Genomic DNA, 21,695 nt, shown 5'->3' on the forward strand with positions numbered 1-21,695 from the left:
CTCGCGGACGGACCCGGCGGCACGGGAGGCCGGTGCGGGCGTGGCAAGCGATGAGTTCGTCATGAGTCGAGAATGCGGTGTGAACATCAAGGTGAACTCAACCCCGGCTCAGGTGCAGGGCAGCCTTCGGTAGCGGGGCCGGCCGGCCGAGCAGGTAGCCCTGACCGAGTTGGAGACCGAGTTCCAGCAGCTTGTCGTGCTCAGCCGCGGTCTCGATGCCTTCGGCGATCAGCATGGCGCCGATGTCCGAGGCGAACCCGACCAGGCACCGGGCCAGCGCCATGCGCACCGGGTCCCGGTCGATGCCGCTGGTGAGCGTGATGTCCAGCTTGATGATGTCCGGACGCAGCTGAAGGATGTGGCTGAGGCTGGCGAACCCGGCGCCGGCGTCGTCGACCGCGATCAGGATGCCCGCCTCCCGGAGCCGCTCCGTGACGGCGACCAGCTGCGGGTAGTCGTGGACCTGGGTGTGCTCGGTCAGCTCGACCGCGATCATCCGGTGTGCGTTCGCCAGCAGGGTCTGCTGCACCTGAGCGTCGAGGAGGGCTTCGACCGACAGGTTGGTGCTCAGGTACGTCCCGGCCGGCACGCCGTCGAGAGAGGCGAGCGCCCGCTGCATGGCCAGGAACTCCAGCTCGATACCGAGGCCTGCCTCGGCGGCGGCGGTGAACGCGTGGTCCGGTGAGGAGAAGTCGTCCTTGTGGAAGCGGGCCAGGGCCTCGTAGGCGACCACCGTCTCGTCGGCGAGCCGCAGGACCGGCTGGAACGTGGGCTGGATCGCCCGGGACCGCAGTACCCCGTGCAGGATGTCGAGGGTGACCTGGCCGGTCCGCGTCATGGCTGTCATGCCCTCATGGTCGGAGCCGACCCTCAAGCCGGGCGCAATCCCGCTTCATGTTTTCGGCAGCGCGGGGTGACAGCTCACGCCGGCGCCGCTGCTCACCGCTCTCCGGGAAGCTTGCCGAAGCCCTGAATCCCGGCAGAGCTGAGCTTGAGACAGCGGCCCGACTGTGGTGAGCATGAACGCCACCGCAACTCTCCAGCCCTTCGCCCCGGCCACGATCGCCCAGGTCACGACCGTTCCGGCCGCCCCGCCGAGCCTGTGGGACCCGGCCACCCCCGGCATCGAGCTGACCGTGGTCGTCCCCTTCTTCAACTCGGGCCCGGCGGTGGCCCACACGGTCCGGAACATCACGGCCACCCTCTCCGCCGCCGGTATCGGTCACGAGATCATCGCGGTCAACGACGGCAGCACCGACGGCTCGCAGTACCACCTGCACGGCATCCACAACGTCCGGCTCATCGACAACCGCACCAACTCGGGCAAGGGCCACGCCCTGCACCAGGGTTTCGCCGCCGCACAGGGCGCCTGGGTCGGGTTCATCGACGCCGACGGCGACATCGACCCGCACCACCTGGTCACCTACCTGAAGCTGGCCCGTTTCGGCGACCACGCCGCCGTCTACGCCGACAAGCGTCACGCCGACTCGGTCAGCACCGCCTCCCGGCTCCGCAAGCTGATCTCGATCGTCTTCTCCACCCTGGTCACGCTGCTCTTCCTGCTCCAGGTCCGGGACACCCAGACCGGTTGCAAGATCATCCGCCGGGACGCCCTCGCCCAGCTCCTGCCGCACCTGCGGGAGCAGCGGTTCGCCTTCGACCTGGAGTTCTTCGTCGCCGCCAAGGCCGCCGGCATCGGCAACCTGCACCCGGCGCCGGTGGCGCTGAACACCGGTGCGACCGGCAGCACCGTCAGCACCAACTCGATCGTCCGCACCCTGCGGGACACCATCACGATCCACCGCCGCCACCTCGCCGGTCACTACCGCGAAGCCGCCGCCTGAGCCCCGAGTACAGCTCACGCCGATGCTCGACCAGGCCGGCGACCAGCAACACCCCCAGCGACAGCACCGAAGCAGCCAGACCCAGCCGTAACCACTTCCACGGGGCGTACCGCACCGTGAAGGCCCCGGAACCGGCGCGGACCGCCACCGTCCCCGCGACGGTAGGCCGGGTGACCTGGTCACCCGCCGTCCAGCTCGCCGACCACTCCTCGGGCAGCACCACCCAGCCGGGCGCACCCGCCGTCACTCGCCAGCGCGTCGAACCCTCACGCAGCAGGCCACCGGACGCGCCGGACGGGACCGTCCCGCCACTCGCACCGGGCAGCACCGCCTCCGTACCGAGCCGCCCACCGGCGGCCCAGGCCAGCGCCGCGGCAACATCCCCGTCGCGCGCGCTCACCACTCGACCGGTCCCGGTGACCGTCACCCGGTAGAGGTCGAGCTCCACGGTCCGCAACACCGGCCGCAGGTCCTGCTGCCGGCCGAGCCAGGCATAGGTGTCGCTCTCCCGGTCACGGGCCAGAGCGACGTACCGGATGCCCAGCGGCGCGATCAGACGTCCGAACCGTCCGCCGCCGCCGGCCGCCACCAGGCGGTCCAGGTACGCCATCCGCAACGAGGCCGAGTTGGTCCGCACCGATCCCAGCTCCGCCGCGTCGCTGCTGAGCACCGGCCGGCGGAAGAAGGCCGCGGCCGGCGTCGCCACGCTGCGCCCGCCGGTGAACGTGAAGGGCTGGTACTGATGCCACGGCAGGAACAACACCGCTTCGTCACCCGCTCCCATGATCTGGTCGGCGGTGTACCAGGCTCGCGGATAGTGGCTCACCCGCACACTGCCCCCGAGCCCCCAGACCAGTGACGTTCCGACCGTCGCGTACATGCCGGCCAGCGACAGCGCCGCCATGGCCGCCACCGCCCGCACCCGCGGGTCACGCCCCGGCCGGCAGCGCACGGCCAGCGACTCGGCCGCGGCTCCCACACCCACCGCGTAGCCGAGCATCGCCAGCGCCATCCACTTCTGCTGCTCCCGCATGGCGTGGAAGAGCGGCAGGACGTCGAAGGCGACCCGGTAGAGCGGCCCGAGCGGACCCGCGATGCCGGCGCCGAGCAGCAACCCGGCCACGGTGACCGCGGCCAGCGGCGCGCCGGTGGTCACGTCACGCCGGAACATCCGGGTCAAGCCGGCGGCCGCGGCGGCCACCAGCACCAGAGCGGGCAGCAGACCCAGGGTGACCTCGGGGCTGCTGTCCGCGGCGCCCCGCCAGAAACCCCGCAGCGTGGCGACCGTCGCCGCCAGCCCGGCCGCGCCCGGATGCGTGGCGTACACGTCCAGGTCCTCCTCGCCGACCCGGACGGTGAGGATCGCGCCGGCCACGACGGCTGCCGCGTACGCGTAGACGCACCCGGCGGAGGCGATCACGATCAGCGTGCGCGTCAGGTCCCGCCACCGGGGCCGGGGCAGCAGCGCCACCGCGACCAGCACGGTCAGGCCGAGCCACGCGGCGTGCGCGCCGACCGAGATGGCGAGGGCGTACCAACCGGCCGGGCGGGCGGCGAACCACCGGCCGCGCCGCCGCGCGTGCAGCGCGGAGGCCGCCATCGGGCCGAGCAGCGCCACCGCGAGCAGGAACGGCACGTGCCCGGCCTGGATCCGCTCCACCACGAACGGGTTGACGCAGGCGAACAGCGCCGCCGGGTACCGCCGCCACCGGCTCCCGCCGGCGATCGCGGAGACGCCGCCCGCGGCGATCGGGAAGTATGCCAGGATCATCAGCCAGCTGGTGGCGCCCGCGCCGACCAGCGTCCGCAACACGTGCGTGGTCAGCCGGTACGGCAGCGCGTCGAGCGCGGCCGGGTCGAGCCCGTACAGACCCGGGGTGAGCGCCTGGTGCGGCCCGGACACCCAGTCCAGCAGCAGCAGGTACCCCGGCCGGGTCCACGGCGCGACCACCAGCGCGCCGGCCAGCAGCCCGAGGAGCGCGGACTCCGCCGTGAGCCGGGCGGTGGTGACCGCGGCCGGTCGCCGGTGCCGCGCGGCGGGCGGCCGGGCCGATACTGTCCGGTTTGGCCGAAAATAGATCACTTATTCCAGTATCGGGGACACCACCGCGCTGCGCGGCGATATCCGCAACGTTCTCAACCCCGGCCACCGGCCGCCGATCTTCCCGGTCACCGCCCCGACGGCGGCGGCGACCGCGGAGGGCCGATGCGCATCCTTGTTCTGAACTGGCGGGACCTGAGCCACCCGGCGTCCGGTGGCGCCGAGGTCTACACCGAACAGGTGCTGCGCCGCTGGGCGGCAGCCGGGCACCAGGTCACCCTGTTCGCGGCGGCCGTCACCGGCCACCCGGCCGACGAGGTCCGCGACGGTTACCGGATCATCCGGGCGGGCAGCCGGTTCACCGTCTACCGCGAGGCACAACGATGGTGGCGGCGGCACGGCCGCGGTCGCTTCGACCTGGTTGTCGACGAGACCAACACCGTGCCGTTCCACGCGCACGAGTGGGTGAACGACGGCGCCCGGACCATCGCCCTGGTCCACCAGACGTGCGAGGAGATCTGGCACATCAACGCGCCGCCGGGGCTGGCCCACCTCGGCCGGCACCGGCTGGAGCCGAACTGGTTGCGGCGGCTGGGCCGCGGCCCGGTCCTGGCCGTCTCCGAGTCGACCCGCCAGGCGCTGGCCCGCTTCGGCGCGCACGACGTGACGGTGGTGCCGGAGGGCTACGAGCCGCCCGTCCCGCTACCCCGGCCCGCCAAGGAACACCGGCCCACCGCCGTGTTCTGCGGCCGGATGGTGAACTACAAGAGGCCCTCGGACGTGATCCGGGCGGTCGAGCTGGCCCGCGGCCGGATTCCGGACCTCCGGCTCTGGATGCTCGGCGGCGGTCCGCTGCTGGAGTCACTGACCGAGGCCGCACCGCGCGGCGTCGAGTTCCTCGGCCGCGTCTCCGAGGCGGACAAACACGATCTGATGGCCCGGGCCCACGTGCACCTGGCGGCCAGCGTCCGGGAGGGCTGGGGCCTGGTGGTGACCGAGGCGGCCGCCCTCGGTACCCCGACGATCGCCTACGACGTGCCGGGGCTGCGGGACTCGACACGGGCGGCGGGCGGGATCGTCGTGCCGCCGCGGCCGGAGGCCATGGCCGACCAGCTGGCCACGTCGCTGCCCGGCTGGCGCCGGCAGTCGCCGGAACCACTGCCGCACGGTGGCGCCCACTCCTGGGACGAGGTCGCCGCCACCCTGCTGACCGCCGCCGAGAAACACGCCCGCGTCCCGCGCGGTCCGATGCGGGTGGCGGCCTGACCCGGCCTCAGTGGCAGCGCGCCTCCCCCTCGTCCTCGACGTCCTGCGCCGCCTCCAGCGGATGGAAGGCCCAGGTGTACGACTCCGGCCGGAGGGTCAGCGCGAGCACCCCGTGGTGGTCGTAGTCGGCGAACTCGCCGGCGGGGGCACCGGTGGCGGCCGTGCCCTCGGGGCGATAGTGCGCCTGGCCACCGGTGCCCACCACGAACTGCCGGACCCCGGTCCGGTCGGCGGCGCCGTTCCCGTTCAACGGGCCGAACCGCTGGTAGTCGGCTTCGTGCCCGGACAGCAGCAGGTCAACCCGATGCCGGTGCAGGGTGCCGAACAGCTCCTCGGTCCGGCGGTCCGGGCCGGCGATACCGGTTGACCAGCGCGGATGATGCCAGGCGGCGATGACGCACCGGCTGCCGGCCGCGGCCAGGTCGGCGTCGAGCCAGCTCTGCTGGGGTGAGCCGGCTCCGCAGCCACCGGTGACCGCGGAGCAGTTGGAGTTCAGCACCACCAGGTGCCACCGGCCGATCTCCTGCGACCAGTACCCGCGGGTGTCCTGGATCCGATCGCCGAAGTAGGCGGTGAACGACGCCGCGTCCTGCACCTTGTACTCCTGGTTGCCGTACACCGGCACGGTGCGGGCCCGCAGCCGGCCGAACGAGGGACCGTAGACGGTGCGGTACGCGGCGGCGGTCGGCATCTCGTACTGGAGATCGCCGAGGGCCAGCAGGTAATCCGGGTCCAGGGCGACCGCGATGTCCGACACCGACTGCTGACGGCACCGGTCGCCCTGCGCCTTGGTGGCCCGTTGCAGGTCCGGGTCGTCGGGGTCGCAGGCCATGTCCCCGGCCGCCACCACGGTGACGGTGTCCGGCCCGATGATGATTTCCAGCCGGTGGCGACTGGCCGGCCACCCCAGGATCACCACCAGCGCGACCACGGCGGCGGCGGCGATCCACATGGCGGGGTGGCCCCGGGCCCAGCGCATCCGTTGCCGGGACCGCTCGCCGAGCAGCCGCCGGAGGATGCCGGTCATCGGGCCCGCCGGGCCCAGGAAGGCCATCGCGGCCGCCACCGCACCCGGCGGCGCCGATGGCGGACGTCCCAGACCCCGGGCCGGCCGGGCGGCAGCCGGACGGCGTACATGAAGCCCGCGGCGACCGTGACCGTGACCGGGAGCAGGTAGAAGGCGTAGCGGGCCACCCGGGCCGGGCCGTACCGGACCGCGAAGGTGCCGCCGCCGGGCAGCGACCACCCGCTCATCCAGCCCTGCAGGGTCACCTTCGCCGCACCCTCGATCCCGCTCAGCTGCCAGCCCGGCGCCGCGCTCTCGGTCAGAGCCAGCGTGGTGGCGCCGGCGGCGGTGACCGTGCCGGAGAACTGCGCCGGGTTCGACCGTGTCCAGGTCACCGACGGGGCCGGCACCGCCGGGGCGGCGGGGGCCTGCCGCACCAGGACGACCGACGAGGACGACGCCACCGGGCGCAGGCGTACGCCCCGGTACTCGACCTCGGACTGCTGCTTACCGGCGAGATCGCGCAGGCCGTACAGGTACAACCGGGTCTCCACGGTGTTCGGGTCCGGCGGGATGAGCGTCTCGTACCGCGTCCAGCCCCGGTACACCGCCACCGACGGCAGCTTGCGGCACAGGTCCGGGCCACGCAGGTAGAGGCAGAACTTCGGGTTGCGCAGCGCGACACTGCGCGCCTGCATGGACAGCTCGTAGAGCGAGGCGGCGCCGACGTCCCCGGCGGTCGACCCGATGCACGCCAGATGACTCACCGCCTTGAGCGTGTACGTGGTCTCCCCGTCCACACCGACCTGCGCATCGGCGGCCAGACCGGCCTGCTCGGCGCTCTGGTCGTCGTAGCGGTAGCAGTCCTCCAGCGACTCGAACGGCGCCAGCACCGAACCGGCCGGGCCACCCTCGACGCGCAGCACGTGCCGCCCGGCGGTGAGGTCGACGCTGGTCTCCGGCACGACCGGCGGCCACACCTCACGGCTGCCCACCTCCTCCAGTGCCTGCACCTGTACCGCCCGGTACTCGGTCACCGCCTTGGGCGCCAGCCGCAGGCCGACGTCGGCGTGCAGGATTATCTGCAACTCACCACCGGCGTCCATGGTCACCACACCCTCGTACGAGGTCCATCGGTTGCTGAGCGCGAGCCGGGCGGCCAGCTCGCACCCGGCCGCACCGGTCTGCCACAGGCAGATCTGCGGCCGCGGGCCCGCCAGGTGGCGGTACTGCAGGCGCACCCGGTAGATCTGCCCGGGCGCGGCGTCCCGGACCACGACCCGGGTGCAGGCCGCATGGTCGGCAGCGCTCAGCCGGACCGTGCGCTCCTGCGCCGTCCCGGTCATCCGAGCGGTGAGGCCGAGCTCGGCCCACGGCCGTGGCTCGTAGTTGTTGCAGTCGAAGACCGGACTGAACCCGCTGACCCGGGCCGGCGTGCGGGCGGCGGCCAGGAGAGTCAGTCCGGTGGCCGAGCCGACCGGCACGGACGCCGGCTTCGCCACGTCCAGGGACACCGTGCGGCGGGTGCCGGCCTGGATCGCGAGGACCCGCCGGCCGGCCGGCAGCGGCACCCGCAACACGGGCCGCCGGGAGACCGCCTTGCCGTCCACCGTCACCACGGTCGGGTCCTCCAGCAGCAGGTTGCCGCCGTCGACCCGGGGGAACAGCGCCGGCGCGGCCCGGGCCCGCTGAGCCAGCGTGTAACGGCCGGCCGCCACCTGCACCGTCGTGGCCGGAGCACCGGAGTCCACCGCCGGCACCGGCCAGTGCACGACGTCCGGGGTGACGGCGGCGCTGTCGTCCACCTGGGGACTGGTCGCGGCCACCGAGGTGTCCGGGCGCGCGGCGATCGCCGTCCGGCTGCCGACCGTGCCGAGCACCGCCGCGCCCGCGTCGGCCCGGGCCGGGGCGTCGAGCACCCGGTCGTAGGTGCGTACGGTCGGGCTGGACCCGCTGCCGAGCCGCCACACCTGCAGCAGGCCGTCGGTCTCCAGGGTCACGCCGGGAACCCGGGCCATCGCGGCCGCCAGCACCCGGTCGTCCGCGAAATACCGGTTCGGCAGGCCCCGGACCAGATCGTGCCGGACGATCACCCGGCTGGCACCGATCGCACCCAGCAGCTTGGGCACCGCGGTGAGGTCACCGGCCAGCAACGCGCTCTCGATCAGCCGCAGGTCGGCAGCGAACCCGGGCACGTCACCGAAGTACCCGTCCGGCTTGGGTTGCACCACCGGGTGCTGGATCAACAGGTTGGCGATGCTGTCCGCGCCGAAGAATCCCCAGGTCGTCGGCATCTGGTAGTAGTCGTCCAGGGGGAGGACGAAGACCTTGCCGGGCCGCGGGTCAGCGTCGATGCGCGCGGCGACGTCCCACCACTCCGGCGCCACCCGCACGTGCATCGAGGGCTGGGTGGGCCGTTCGTCCGGCATCACCCCGCCGGTCCAGATCGGATACGGGTAGGCCAGCACCAGCAGGACCGGGGTCGCCGCCGCGGCGTACGTGAACGGGCGCAGACGGTGGGCTGCCCGGCGCACCCGGGACAGCATTCCCTCGACGGTGACGGCCAGCATCACGCCGAAGAACGAGACGAGCAGCTGACCGAGTTTGCTCATCGGCTCGCGGAACAGCCAGAACCCGGGAGCGTGCAGGTAGAGGAACAGGTTGAGCCCGCTCAGCGGTGGCCGCAGGCCCTTGGCCAGGAACACGAACACCAGGATCACGGCGAGCATGCCGAGGGCGACCCGGCGCAGCCGGCGAGACGCCAGCAACGGGGCCACGAAGACCATCGCGGGCAGCAGGTAGCGGATCCAGATCCACCAGGGGCGGTCCAGTCCGGCGGCGAACGGCAGATACTGCGGCAGGAACCAGGCCCAGTTCGCCACCATGGTGAGGATGTTCGGTGGCAGGTTGTTCACCTGTGACCAGGACCAGTTGGTGGGATCGGCGAAGGTGGCGTTCGCGGTGGCCCCGCCGCCGCCGACGAAGCTCTGCGCCAGCGGCACCAGCCACCACGCGTTCAGCCCGATCGCCCAGGGCACCGCCGCGACGAACCACTTCAGCAGGCGGCCGGCCGCCGTACGGCCCAGCAGCAGGAGGGCCAGCACCGGCGTGCCGGCGACGGCCCAGGCGTACGCGACCACCAGCATCGGCGGGTTGAAGCTGAGAAACGATGTGGGCATCAGGGCGAACCCGGCGATCGGGCTCGGCATCCGCCGGCCCATCGCGGCCCGCATCGCGACCCCGGTGATGAACGCGACCGAGCCCACCGAGATGACGTTGAGCGGGTTCGGCAGCCGGGTCAGGAAGAACCCGTTGGCCATGCCGAAGGTGCCGGCCACCACGATGGCGGCGTGGCTGCGGACGAACGCGCCGGCCAGGTACGCCACCCCGAAGCCCACCAGGCCGTAGATGCACGTGTAATAGAGCCATTGCGCGGAGTACTCGGTCAACCCGGCCAGCCGGCACAGCCAGATGAGGATGAACTCGAACGCCCGGGCCATGGTGTAGCCGGCGGACCCGGCGCCGGTCTGCTGGTGGTTCCAGGACCAGGTCATCTCCGGTGCCCAGCCGCGCCGGATGAACGCGCCCATGTCGCCACCGGCGATGAACGTCCCGGTCCGGAACCAGCGGCTGACGATGAACACGTCGAGCGCCAGCACGATCAGGTACGGCCGCGCGGCGACCAGAGCCGCCCGGGTGAGCAGGGCCCGCATCAATCGGCGCGGTCCTCGTGGCGGAGCCCGGCCAGGCCGAGCGGCACGGCCAGGCCGGCGAGCGCAAGCCCGAGCAGGGTGGTGTGGAAGACCAGGTCGGTCTGCCCGAACGCGTGAGCGGGGCCGCAGGCGGCGAAGAGGACGACCGCCAGGCCCAGGGCGCGTCGCCACAGGCTGCCGGCCAGCTCGGTCAGGCTCCGGTGGGGGCGCCGGTGCCGGGCCCGCGGCCGGGCACCGGTTCCGGCGTCGTCGAACGACACGGCACACCTCCGGACATCAGCGGACAACTTCCCCATCGGCCGGTACCGCCGCCCGGCTGAGCGGCCACCTGGCTCAAGGCAGGCTCAGGAGGCGGGCAAGCTTCCCTCGGGACCGTTCCCCTGCGGCCCGCCGTACCGCACGCTCGGTGACATGCCGAAGCTCACCGCCGTTCTCCGCCGCAGCCGCACCGCCGTCCTGCTGGTCGTGGCCGGGATCTTCGGAGCGGTGCTGGCGATGGCCGCACCGGCCGCCGCGGCCGTGCCGTCGAGCGCCGACACGCTCGTGCTCACCTGGACCGACGGCGGCGACCTGCGGGTCACCGGCTTCGGTTACCGGGCCCGCGACCTCGTCGAGGTCCGCCTCGGCAGCAGCCCGATCCAGCAGACCCGCGGCGACGAGAACGGCCGGATCGAGGTCAGCGTGCCGCGGCCGCTGGTGGCGACCGGCGCTTCCGGGGCCAGCATCGTCCTGACCGGGCGCTCGGTCTCGGGCGCGGCCCGGGTGATGATCTCGGCGGTCCCCCCGCAGGCGGCGGGACGTGGCCCGGTCGACCTGCTCCCGTGGGTCTTCGGCACCGTCGCGCTCGCCGGCCTGGCAGTGGTCGTGTGGCGCCGGAGCACCGGCGGCAACGGCGAGGCACCGCGCGGCTACCGCGGTTGCCACGTCGCCTGAAACGCAGTCGCACCCGGACGCCACCCGTTCCGCTCTCGAGGCCCGGCAGCCTGGGTGCACGGGCCTGGATCCTGGCTCGCACCCCCGCGAAAGGTCTTGTATGGGATACGCGGCGCGTGCTCTGGTCGGGGCGATTCCCGTCCCGGCGGCGGTCCTGAACACCGACGGCCTCGTCCTGGCCGCCAACGAGGACTGGTCCGCGCCCGGGACCGACGGTGAGTTGTACCCGCCCGAGGGCACCTTCCTCACCGCCTCGCCCGGGCCGTGCGGCGCGCACCGGGGCGTGCTGGAGGCGGTGTGGCGCATCGCCCCCGGGTCCGCGCCCGCCCTCCTGGAATGCCGGTGCGACCGGAACGCCGACCGCACCCTGCGGGTGGCCCGCCTCGCCGACGGCGACGAGCAGCAGTGCCTGATCACGGTCACCACGCAGGTGAACGCCGATGTCGCCAAGGCCGAGTTCCTCGCGCTGCTGAGCCACGAGGTGCGTACCCCGGTGACCACCGTGGTGGCGGCCGTCGAACTGCTCCGGGCACAGTCGCTGGACCAGGAGGTCCGGGAGATCGTCGACAGCGTGCACTACTCGGCCACCGCCCTGGGGGAACTCACCGAGAACCTGCTCGACCTGGGACGCCTGGCGACCGGCCGGCTGCACCTGACGCACGAGCCGGTGGCGGTGCGGGCGCTGCTGGAGGGTGTGGTGCAGCCGTTGCAGCTCCAGGCCCGCAGCAAGAGCATCCTGCTGCTGGCCGCGCCGGCGCCGGACCTGCCGGCCGAGGTCCTCGGTGACCCGGGCCGGCTGCGCCAGGTGCTCGCCGCGGTGGTCGGCAACGCCGTCAAGTTCACCGCGGCCGGCGAGGTCGTGGTGCTGGCCGAGGCACCCGGTGACGGGTCGTACGTGCTGACCGTGTCGGACACCGGCCCGGGCATCGCCGAGCCGCAGCGGGTCCGGATCTTCCAGCCGTTCACGCAGGCCGACTCGTCGGCGGCCCGCCGGCACGAGGGCGCCGGGCTCGGGCTCGCGCTCGCCTCCCGGCTGGTGGATCGGATGGGCGGAACGATCGAGGTGGACTCCGAGCCGGGGGCGGGTGCGCTGTTCCGGATCCGGCTGCCGTTGCACGCCGCTCCCACGGCCGTCGGCGACGCCGGCGAGCCACGGCCCCTGGCACGTCGCCGGGTCGCGGTGGTGGCCACCTCGCCCCGTTCGGTACGGGCCCTGTCCTGGCTGCTGACCAGCGCCGGCGCCGAACCGGTGCCGGCCGACCTGTCCGTGGTGAGCCGGCCGATGCCGGACGTGGACACCGTCCTGTGGTGCGACGACGCGCACGACCCCGAGGCGGTGCGCCGCGCCGACCTGGTCATCCAGGCCCTCGGCCCGGACGGCATGGCGCTCATGATCAGCACCACCGACCCGCGTACCGGCATCGTCCGGCGGCCGGGTGTGCTGACCGCGCCGCTGGTGCTGGGCCGCCTGGTCGCGGCGCTGAACCAGGAACGGACCGGCGTGCGCGGGGCACCGGTCACGGTGCCGCCGCTGCCCGGCGGCCGGGTGCTTCTCGCCGAGGACAACGACGTCAACCGCACGGTCTTCCGCCGCATGATCCAGCTCATGGGAGTGACCTGCGACGCGGTACCCGACGGCGCGGCCGCGGTCGAGGCGGTGCTCAGCGGGACCCGGTACGACGTGGTGCTGATGGATGTCCAGATGCCTCGCACCGACGGGCTGGAGGCGAGCCGGCGGATCCGCGCGGCCGGGTCACGTACCCCGATCCTGGCCCTGACCGCGACCGAGTCGGCCGACCGGGACAGGTGCGTGGCGGCCGGGATGGACGGGCGCCTGAGCAAACCGATCACGCTGGTCGAGCTGCGCTCGGCGTTGAAGCCGTACCTGAGTCCCGCCGTGCCGCCCTCGGACGTCGACCATCTGATCACCCAGCTCCGTACCGACGGCGACGCCTCCCCGGCGATGGCCCGATGACACTCCACCGGGAAAGGCCCACCGTGTCTGACAACGCCGCGACCATCGACAACGAGCTCGCGGACCTCTACGCCCAACTGGACCGCGAGCGCCACCGCAACGCCGAGCTCGAACGCACCGTCGAGGGGCTGACCCGCTCGGTGAACGAGTTGCAGGAGTACGCCCGGGACGTCAGCCACGACCTGAAGGCCCCGCTCGCCGGCATCTGCGGGTACGCGCAACTGCTGGAGCACCTTGACGTCGGCTTCCCGCGGCCCGTCGAGTACGACGAGTTCGTCGCCGAGATCAACCGGTGCACCGACCGGATGCGGCGGCTGATCGACGATGTGCTGGCGTACTCGACCACCCGGGACGCCCGGCTGCGGATCGCGACGATCGACCTGAACGCGCTCGTCGACGACCTGACCGCGGACGCGACGGAACTGCTCTACCCGGCGCCGCAGGTCACCCGGGAACCGCTGCCTGCCGTCCAGGGCGACCACGGCATGGTGCGCCGGGTGCTGGAGAACCTGCTCGGCAACGCGTTCAAGTACGTGCCGGCCGGCGAGACCGCTCGGGTGCACGTCGCCGGCCGGGTGCTCGACGACCGTCTGGTACGGATCGAGGTGAGCGATCACGGCATCGGCATCCCGGACGGGCAGCACGAGGCGATCTTCGACGAGCTGCACCGGATCCATCCGGACGCGTACCCGGGCACCGGTCTCGGACTACCCATCTGCCGCCGCATCGTGCAGCGGCTGAACGGCACCATCGGCGCCGACCCGCAGTTCCGCGGTGGCACCCGGATCTGGTTCACCCTCCCGCTGGCACCGGTGTCCGCCGAGCAGCCCGCCGACCCCGCCTCCACACACAACCTTGACCTGAGCCGGACACCGGCTTGAGGTCGCCGGCCGATCCGTTCACCGGCAACGAACGACAGACAAGGAGGTCCACATGCCATTGAGGCGACTGCTCTGCGCGGTCGGCGTAGCGACAATCGGGGCCGCGACGACGCTGGTCGCCTCGCCGACGATCGCCCTCGCCGCCCTGGCCGCGCCCAAGAATCTGACGGTGGCCCGGGCCACCGACGACGTGAACCGGATCCAGGTGGGCTGGAAAACGGTCCCGGACGCCGATCACTACACGCTCGACATCCTCGCGGGTGACGTGGAGACGGTGTTCGACCTGCCGGTCACCGCGACCGCTCACACCGTCGACGCGCCGAACCCGTGCACGGCGTACAGGATCCGCGTCGGCGCGGTGGACGCGGACGGCACGGTCACCAACACCGGCTACTACTCGCTGCGGGCGCTGACGCCGAGCGCGGTGATGGGTATGGCTCCCACCCGTACCGACGCCGGCTCCACGGCCACCGCCACCTGGCGTGCGCCGGCGTGGACCGGCTACACGCCGCTGACCGGGTACCGCTCGGTCTTCACCCGGCTCTCCGACGGCATCGTGCTCGCCGACCGGACGAGCACGGACCTGTCGTTCCAGTACTCGGGCATCGACCCGTCGCGGGCGTACACGCTGGCCGTGACCACGGTCAACGAGTACGGGGCGTGTGTGACGGCCAAGTCCCTGCTGGACCGGTTCCGGCCGGCCGACCCCACCGACCTCGTCGTGGAGCGGACCGCGAACGCGCCGGGCACCGTCTCGGTGGTCTGGAAAGCGCCCGCCACCGGACCGGCTCCGGCGTACTACCAGATCGGGTACGGCACCGACAAGGTCACCAAGACTCTGCAGGTGCTCGCTCCGGCCACCGCCACGACGCTCGCCCTGGCCACCGACAAGGTCTGGATGGTGGAGGTCAAGGCGTACAACGAGAACGGCGGCAGCAGCGCGCTGACCGGCTCGGTCCCGGTCTGGGAACCCGCCGTCACCACGCCGGCGCCGACACCGCAGTCCACCGAGAACCCGGTGCCGGACGACCCCGCCGTTCCCACGAACACCTCGACGATCGTGGACAGCGGTCCCGACCGGGCCCCTCCGACGATCACCACGACGCTGTCCCAGAAGCCGGTGAACGGCTGGTTCCGTACCCCGGTCACCATCCGGTTCACCTGTGCTGACGGCACCGGCACGGTCGCGGTCTGCCCCGCGCCGGTCCTCGCCGACACCGACGGGGCGGCCCGTCGTTTCTCCGGCACCGCCAAGGACGCGGCCGGTAACACCACCACCACCACGCTGATCTTGAAGATCGACCAGACGGCACCGCAGATCACCGCGACGGTGCGCGGCACGAAGAACGCCGACGGCTGGTACACCTCGCCGCCCACGATCCACTACACCTGCGGCGACGAGACCTCGACGATCTCCAGTTGCCCGGCGGACACCGTGGTGACCGCCGCCGGCGCGGGCCAGAAGATCAGCGGCATCGCGTTCGACAAGGCCGGCAACACCGCCGCCGCCACCGTGGTGCTCAACCTCGACCTGACCGCGCCACGGATCACCGCCTCGGTCGCCGGCGACACCGGCGCCGACGGCTGGTACACCACCGCGCCGGCCGTCCACTTCACCTGCACCGACACCGGATCCGGGATCGCCTCCTGCCCGGCCGACACGCCGGTGGGCCTCGACGGCACGGATCAGACGGTCACCGGCGTCGCCACCGACAAGGCCGGCAACAGCACCACCACCTCGGTCACCGTGAACGTCGACCGGACCGCTCCCGGCATCAGGACCATCGTGGGCGGCACGCCCACCAGCGACGGCTGGTACCGCACCGCCCCCACGGTCCACTTCGCCTGCCTCGACGGCACCTCGGGCATCGCCACGTGCCCGGCCGACACCAGGGTCGCCGCCGACGGCGCCGGCCAGGTCGTCACCGGAACCGCCACCGACAAGGCCGGCAACAGCACCACCACCTCGGTCACCGTGAACGTCGACCAGACCGCCCCTGTCATCACCGCCACCCTCACCGGGGGCACCGCGAACGCCGACGGCTGGTACAGCGTCGCGCCGGTCGTCCACTTCACCTGCACCGACGCCGGATCCGGTGTGGCGCTCTGCCCCGCCGACACCCCCGTCACCACCGACGGCGCGGGTCAGGTGGTCAGCGGCACCGTCACCGACAAGGCCGGCAACAGCACCACCACCTCGGTCACCGTCGACATCGACCGGACCGTACCGGTCATCACCGCCACCGTGCTCGGCGCCACCACCAACACCGCCGGCTGGTACCGCACCACCCCGACCATCCACTACACCTGCATCGACACCGGATCCGGCGTGGCACTCTGCCCCACCGACACCCCGGTCACCGACGGCACCGCCCAGAAGATCACCGGCACCGTCACCGACAAGGCCGGCAACAGCACCACCATCACCACCACCGTCAGCCTCGACCAGGTCACGCCCACCATCGGCACCACCGTCACCGGCGCCACCCCGAACGCCAACGGCTGGTACAATACCGCCCCGACCATCGGGTTCACCTGCACCGACGACCGCTCCGGGGTCGCCTTCTGCAGCACCGGCAGCACGGTCACCACCGACGGGGCCGGGCAGAAGGCCACCGGCACCGTCACCGACAAGGCCGGCAACACCGCGAGCACCACCACCACCGTCAATCTCGACCGGACCGCGCCCGGCATCACCTCCACCGTGGTCGGCACGAAGAACAAGGCCGGCTGGTACACGACGGCACCGACGGTCAAGTACACCTGCACGGACGACCGCTCCGGCGTGGCGCTCTGCCCCGCCGACGCGGTGATCACCGACGGCGCCGGGCAGAAGATCACCGGCACCGTCACCGACAAGGCCGGCAACACCGCGAGCAGCGGCACCACGCTCAACGTCGACCGGAACCCGCCGGTCGTCACCGTCGCCGGCGCCGTCGACGGCGCGGTCTACGGCCCGGACGCGGCGCCGGTCGTCACCTGCCTCACCACCGACGCGGTGTCCGGGGTCGCCACCCCGGCCGCACGCACCGACCTGGAGAATTTCGGCAAACACACGGTGACCTGTGCCGGCGCCACGGACAAGGCGGGCAACACGGCCACCACGGTGCAGCTGAAGTACACCGTCCAGCCGACCGTCGAGTGGCTCAGCGCGCTGACCCACCGGTACCTCACCGGCGCCTCGGCTGTCACCCTCCGCCAGTTGGACGCCGATCTGGCCGCGCACCGCTGGTCGGCGTACACCGGACGGATCATCGGCCTGGCCGCCGGTGCGAAGCCCGACGTGACGATTGCCAACGCGACCGAGCTCGTCTACTGGGCGGTGATGATGCCGCTGTACAGCTGATCCACACCTGATCACCCGCCGACGGTGGGCCGGGGCTCGTCGAGCTCCGGCCCACCGTCGGCATTATCTACCTAAAAAAACCATAAATATGCTCATAATTGGTCTATGACCCGAACGCCCGCGCTGTCGATCGTCGTGCCGGCCTACAACAGCGCCGTCCTCCTGCGGGAGTTCCTGACGTCGTGCCTCGCCTCGACGTACCGGGACTTCGAGATCGTCGTGAACGACGACGTCCGGTCGTCGGACGGGACGGCCCAGCTCCTGGACGCCTACCGGGAACGTGGCCTGCGGGTCCGGTACCTCCAGGAGAACCGGTCGATGGCGCAGGGACGCCGGCGCGGCGCGGCCGAGGCGACCGGCGACGTTCTGCTGCATCTCGACACCGACATGACGGTCACCCCGGGCCTGCTCGCCGAATGCGCCGCACTGCTGTCCGGGCCGTACGACGCCCTGGTGATCCCGGAGGAGTCGTTCGGCACCACGTTCTGGGCGCGGTGCAAGTGGCTGGAGAAGAAGTGCTACGACGGCGTCGAGCAGATCGAATCGCTGCGCTGCCTGCGCCGTGACGTCTACGAGAAGCTCGGCGGCCACGACGAGCGCATGGTCTTCTCCGAGGACAAGGACCTCGACCTGCGGGTCCGCGCCGCCGGGTACCGGATCGGCCGGACCCGCAACGTCCTGTTCCACAACGAGGGCGAGCTGCGGCTGTCGCGCACCCTGAAGAAGAAGCTCGGGTACGTGACCACGGCCGACGTGTTCGCGCGCGAGCATCCCGAGGCGTTCCGCTGGCAGGTCAACATCCTGCACCGCTTCCGGCTCTACCTGCGCCACGTCGGCTACCTGCGGACCCACCCCCTGCTGTACGGCGGGATGTGGTTCATGAAGATCGGCGAGTTCGGCTTCGGCGCGATCGGGCACCTGCGCGGCCGGGCAGCCGCCGGGCGGGCGGTACGCGCATGACCCGGGTCGCGCACGTCATCGCCGAGTTCTCGGCGCGGGAGGCGATGGGACGCACCGTCACCGAGACCGCGACGAGGGTGCCCGGCGAGCATCACCTGATCACCACGCACGTCGTCGACGGCGCCGGGGCGTTCTCGGGAGTGACCGAGCTCGGCGGCGCCCTGGAGACGTTCCCGCTGGGTCGCGCGGCACCACTGGCCGGGGCACTGGCCGGGATCCGCCCCGACCTGATCCACCTGCACGCCGGGGCGCTCGGACCGCTGATGGCGCTGCACCCGGCGCTGCGGCCGTACCCGAAGGTGCTGACCGTCTACGCCTGGCCGACGCTGCCCGGTCCGCGAGCCTGGCGCCGGAGCACCCTGGCCGAGATGTGGTCCTCCAACGTGCTGCGGCCGCGGGTGGCGGCCACCACGGTGATGCCGGTGCCACTGGCCGTCGCGGCGCTGCGCCGGGCCGGGGTGACCACCGTCCTCACCCCCGACCCGCGCGTGGCCGAACGCCTCGGCCGGTCGGGCGGCCCCCAGGTCGTCCGATACGCCTGCGGCGCCCCGGACGACGACCGCCGCGCCCACTTCGACCGGGACCACCCGGTCATCGTCTTCGCCGGCCGCGCCGAGACGGTCCGCGGGCTCGACACCCTGCTCGACGCGTTCCGTGCCGTGCGAGCCCGCGTGCCGGGCGTCCGGCTGCGCCTGTTGCTCATCCCCCGGCCCGAACTGCCCGCCATCCTGGCCCGGGCCGGCGCCGCGGGCGACGCGATCGACGTGCTCACGGAGCCGGTGCCGGACCTGCTCGGCGAGTTCGCCGCGGCTCAGGTGGGCACCTGGCCGTTCAAGTTCGACTACACCACCTCGCCCCCGGCGATGGCGCTGGTCGAAGCGATGGCGGTGGGCCTGCCGGTGGTGGGCACGGACGTCTCCTGCGTCCGGGCGGTCCTCGAGGACGGGGTGAACGGCCTGTCCGTGCCGCCGGCCGACCCGCCGGCCCTGGCCCGCGCCCTGGTCACCCTGCTCACCGACGAGGCCGCTTGGCATCGGTACGCCCGTGCCGGTAAGGAGTCGGCCCGTGACCACATGGGCTGGGCCCAGGCGACGGCGCGGGCAGGCGCGGCGTACCGGTCGGTGCTCGGCGCCCGGCCGGACTTGCCCACGGCTTGACGGTGGCATGAGATCCACTTGAGGTTGGGCCGCCATGCTCTACCCATGACGATCTCGCAGCTCACCGCCACCGCCACCACCACCGCCACCTTCGTCCGGGGTCCCGGCGAGGCAGCCGTCGACCTGACCCTCGTCCTGCCCCGGCACGGCTCCCCCTCCGCCCTGAGCTACGTCGTCGAGCGGATGTGCGAGGCGCTCTACGCCCAGTGCATCAGCTTCGAGATGGTGGCCGCCGTCTCCGACGCCGAGACCGGCACCGGCCGGTGGATCGGTTTCCTGGACGTCGCCGAGGGTGCGGAGATCGACGCCTACGGTGTCATCGAACTGCTCCACCAGGCGCGCGAGCGCGCCGCCGCCTGAGACCTGAGGGTGACATCACGCGCCGGACCGACGGATCGCCTTGAATATCCGGCCGGGTGACCGATCAGAGTTCTGTCCGATCCCGCCATCGCCCCCCGGAGGAGCCGTGCCCAGGCCACGCGCACTCGTTGTCGAGGACTCCCCCGAGTTCATGATGATCTGCCGTCATCTGCTGGAGAAGGAGGGCTTCGAGGTCTTCGCCGCCGGCGACGGCCAGGAGGCCGTGGCCCGGGCCAAGAAGCAACGGCCGGACATCGCGATCCTGGACCTCGGCCTGCCGGACGTCGACGGCATCGAGGTGTGCCGGCAGATCCGGCAGTTCACCGATGCGTACATCATCATGGTCACCGGCCGTACCGACGAGCTCGACAAGGTGGTCGGCCTCTCCGTCGGCGCCGACGACTACGTCACCAAACCGTTCTCGCCGCGGGAGCTCTCGGCGCGCATTCAGGCGATGCGGCGCCGGCCGCGCGCCTCCGCCCAGGCCCAGCGCGAAGCCGTCCGCGAGTACGGCGACCTGCGCATCGACCTCGAGGTCCGCGAGGTGTCCCAGGCCGGTGTGGTGCTCGAACTCACCAAGATCGAGTTTGATCTGCTCGACCTGCTCTCCTCCGCGCCTCGCCGCACCTTCACCCGGCGCCAGCTGCTGGAGGACGTCTGGGGCGACAATTTCTACGGCGATGACCACATCATCGACGTGCACGTCGGCAATCTGCGGCGCAAGCTGGGTGAGTCGGCCTCGGCGCCGCACCACATCCGTACGCTGCGCGGCGTCGGCTACCGGTTCGAGCCCTGACGCCTGCCTAGCGGCGACCGCGGCGCCACCGGGAGGTGTGCGCCGCCTGCACCACGGCCGCGACCAGCGGCGCCACCGCGTCGCCCGGCGATCCGGTGGTGTCCACCAGCAGCTCGGCGCAGCGGGCCGGCCGCTCGGCGAGCAGCCGGCGGAACCGGTCCTGCTGAGCTCGCTGGCCGGCCAGGCTGCGCTCCGGTTTGCGGCGATGGATCACCTCGGCCGGCGCATCGGGCAGCACCAGCAGGTCCGGCGCGGGCACCAGGAATTCCACCAGGCGAGCCGCCCGGGAGCCCGGCCACGGCGACTCCCGCAGGTCGAAGACCCAACGGTCGGCGATGACCACGCGCCGGCGGGCCAGGGCCGGCGTCACGGTGCGCAGATAGCGCCAGCTGTACTCGCCGGCGTAGAACCAGGCCGCGGCGCGGCGCAGCCAGACGTGATCCGCCGGCGGTTCGTCCGCCTCGGGCCCGCCTGCTCCGCGCCCGGTCGTCCCGGGCGTGGGCGCGGTCGAGCCGACGCCGAGCACGCGACGGGCGAACGCGACCCCGGGCAGGTTGCCGCGTGCCATGCCGAAGTACGCGGACGCGGTCACGAACCCACTGCGGCGCAGGCTCTCGTCCAGAGCGGCGGCGACCGTGGACTTGCCGGCGCCGTCCGTGCCCACCAGGGCGACCACGACCCCGCGGACCCGCAGACCCAGCGGGCCGGCAGCCGGCCCGGCGGGCAGAACGCCGCGTCGCTGCGCCCACGTCGCGCCCACCACACCGGGCGCGAGACTGCGGGCGGCCAGGCGCCACCGGGCCCGCCGGGGAAGGCCGGCCGCGGCCCGGGCCCCGCCCGCAGCCCGGAGCAGATCCGCGGCGACGCCCGCGCCGAGCTGTCCGGTGAGTCGCCGCGCCAGCCCGGACCGGGCCTCGCGCCCCGCCGCCGCCCACGCCGCGACCGCCTCGGCGAGGCGCTCGGGGGCCGGTATCCGTCCGCGCAGCACCGGGCGTACCAGCAGGTCGGCAACGGCAGCGGCACCGGTCAGCCGATGCGTGACCGGGTCAGCGGTGACCTCCGCGGCCGGGACCAGCAGGATCGGCCCGACGCGCAGGTCACCGTACGTGAGGTCCACGACGGCCAGCCCGCCGCCGGTCTGCACCGCGACGCTGGTGTGCCGCAGCCGCCGTGGATCCGCGGCCTCGGCGATCACCGCACAGGTGTGCCGGCGGGCGAGGGCGGCGATCGGGCCGGACGCGGCGCACCAGACGTCGAGGTCGGCCGGCCCGGTGTCGGCCACCCAGCGGTCCGGCGCGCCGGTGGCGCCCTGCCAGGCCCACGGCAAACCGGACTCGGCGAGGACCGCGGCGACGGTGTCCCGCACCTCGGCCCGGCTCGGCGACGGGAGGAGCAACTTCTCGGACATCGTCCTGAG

Annotated in this window: 16 protein-coding genes; 10 read left to right on the forward strand and 6 right to left on the reverse strand. The window is 72.7% G+C overall.

Annotated elements, in window-relative coordinates:
• Positions 1-97 precede the first annotated feature (97 nt).
• A complete protein-coding gene (locus ADL15_RS34605) occupies positions 98-847 on the reverse strand; it encodes an EAL domain-containing protein (protein WP_232344735.1) in 750 nt (249 codons plus the stop codon).
• A 172-nt stretch (positions 848-1,019) separates the two neighbouring features.
• Between ADL15_RS34605 and ADL15_RS34610 the strand changes: the two genes are divergently transcribed.
• Positions 1,020-1,844: a glycosyltransferase family 2 protein gene (locus ADL15_RS34610; protein ID WP_067700010.1), complete on the forward strand. Its 825-nt coding sequence runs from the start codon at positions 1,020-1,022 to the stop codon at positions 1,842-1,844.
• On the opposite strand, the gene ADL15_RS34615 is transcribed toward ADL15_RS34610, so the two are convergent.
• Positions 1,792-3,927: a hypothetical protein gene (locus ADL15_RS34615; RefSeq protein ID WP_067700013.1), complete on the reverse strand. Its 2,136-nt coding sequence runs from the start codon at positions 3,925-3,927 to the stop codon at positions 1,792-1,794. The two genes, ADL15_RS34610 and ADL15_RS34615, sit on opposite strands and share 53 nt — an antisense overlap.
• Positions 3,928-4,050: 123 nt before the next feature.
• Between ADL15_RS34615 and ADL15_RS34620 the strand changes: the two genes are divergently transcribed.
• Positions 4,051-5,151: a glycosyltransferase family 4 protein gene (locus ADL15_RS34620; RefSeq protein WP_067700016.1), complete on the forward strand. Its 1,101-nt coding sequence runs from the start codon at positions 4,051-4,053 to the stop codon at positions 5,149-5,151.
• A gap of 7 nt (positions 5,152-5,158) precedes the next feature.
• Here the strand turns inward: ADL15_RS34620 and ADL15_RS34625 are convergent, their stop codons facing one another.
• The 3 genes from ADL15_RS34625 to ADL15_RS34635 are packed head-to-tail and all read right to left on the reverse strand — an operon-like array spanning position 5,159 to position 10,130.
• Positions 5,159-6,178 (reverse strand): metallophosphoesterase family protein, encoded by a 1,020-nt coding sequence (locus tag ADL15_RS34625; protein ID WP_067700092.1) that lies wholly within the window; start codon positions 6,176-6,178, stop codon positions 5,159-5,161.
• Positions 6,175-9,870 (reverse strand): hypothetical protein, encoded by a 3,696-nt coding sequence (locus ADL15_RS34630; protein ID WP_067700019.1) that lies wholly within the window; start codon positions 9,868-9,870, stop codon positions 6,175-6,177. Before ADL15_RS34630 ends, ADL15_RS34625 begins: the two co-directional genes overlap by 4 nt.
• Positions 9,870-10,130 (reverse strand): hypothetical protein, encoded by a 261-nt coding sequence (locus tag ADL15_RS34635; RefSeq protein ID WP_067700022.1) that lies wholly within the window; start codon positions 10,128-10,130, stop codon positions 9,870-9,872. Before ADL15_RS34635 ends, ADL15_RS34630 begins: the two co-directional genes overlap by 1 nt.
• A gap of 151 nt (positions 10,131-10,281) precedes the next feature.
• Here ADL15_RS34635 and ADL15_RS34640 point away from each other — a divergent pair, with 151 nt between their 5' ends.
• The 8 genes from ADL15_RS34640 (at position 10,282) to ADL15_RS34675 (ending at position 20,278) form a co-directional block, all read left to right on the forward strand.
• Positions 10,282-10,803, forward strand: a complete 522-nt coding sequence (locus ADL15_RS34640; protein WP_067700025.1) for a hypothetical protein — start codon at positions 10,282-10,284, stop codon at positions 10,801-10,803.
• A gap of 100 nt (positions 10,804-10,903) precedes the next feature.
• Positions 10,904-12,778: an ATP-binding protein gene (locus tag ADL15_RS56630; RefSeq protein ID WP_067700029.1), complete on the forward strand. Its 1,875-nt coding sequence runs from the start codon at positions 10,904-10,906 to the stop codon at positions 12,776-12,778.
• A gap of 23 nt (positions 12,779-12,801) precedes the next feature.
• Positions 12,802-13,659 (forward strand): sensor histidine kinase, encoded by an 858-nt coding sequence (locus tag ADL15_RS34650; protein WP_232344736.1) that lies wholly within the window; start codon positions 12,802-12,804, stop codon positions 13,657-13,659.
• A gap of 52 nt (positions 13,660-13,711) precedes the next feature.
• Positions 13,712-17,005: a Neogenin gene (locus tag ADL15_RS34655; RefSeq protein WP_067700034.1), complete on the forward strand. Its 3,294-nt coding sequence runs from the start codon at positions 13,712-13,714 to the stop codon at positions 17,003-17,005.
• 105 nt (positions 17,006-17,110) lie between these two features.
• Positions 17,111-17,965 carry a glycosyltransferase family 2 protein gene (locus tag ADL15_RS34660; RefSeq protein ID WP_083972165.1) on the forward strand — a complete coding sequence of 285 codons (855 nt, stop codon included), beginning with the start codon at positions 17,111-17,113 and terminating at the stop codon, positions 17,963-17,965.
• A complete protein-coding gene (locus tag ADL15_RS34665) occupies positions 17,962-19,122 on the forward strand; it encodes a glycosyltransferase family 4 protein (RefSeq protein WP_067700040.1) in 1,161 nt (386 codons plus the stop codon). The genes ADL15_RS34660 and ADL15_RS34665 overlap by 4 nt, the downstream gene beginning before the upstream one ends.
• A gap of 45 nt (positions 19,123-19,167) precedes the next feature.
• Entirely contained in the window at positions 19,168-19,482 is a 315-nt protein-coding gene (locus ADL15_RS34670) for a hypothetical protein (protein WP_067700043.1), read from the forward strand.
• Between the two features lie 106 nt (positions 19,483-19,588).
• The gene (locus ADL15_RS34675; protein ID WP_083972166.1) at positions 19,589-20,278 is read left to right on the forward strand and encodes a response regulator transcription factor; all 690 of its coding nucleotides are present in this window, start codon (positions 19,589-19,591) and stop codon (positions 20,276-20,278) included.
• A 7-nt stretch (positions 20,279-20,285) separates the two neighbouring features.
• Here the strand turns inward: ADL15_RS34675 and ADL15_RS34680 are convergent, their stop codons facing one another.
• Entirely contained in the window at positions 20,286-21,686 is a 1,401-nt protein-coding gene (locus ADL15_RS34680) for a nucleoside/nucleotide kinase family protein (RefSeq protein WP_067700049.1), read from the reverse strand.
• Positions 21,687-21,695 lie beyond the last annotated feature (9 nt).

Origin of the sequence: Actinoplanes awajinensis subsp. mycoplanecinus, from assembly GCF_001509495.1 — a bacterium.
GTDB classification, from domain to species: domain Bacteria; phylum Actinomycetota; class Actinomycetes; order Mycobacteriales; family Micromonosporaceae; genus Actinoplanes; species Actinoplanes palleronii.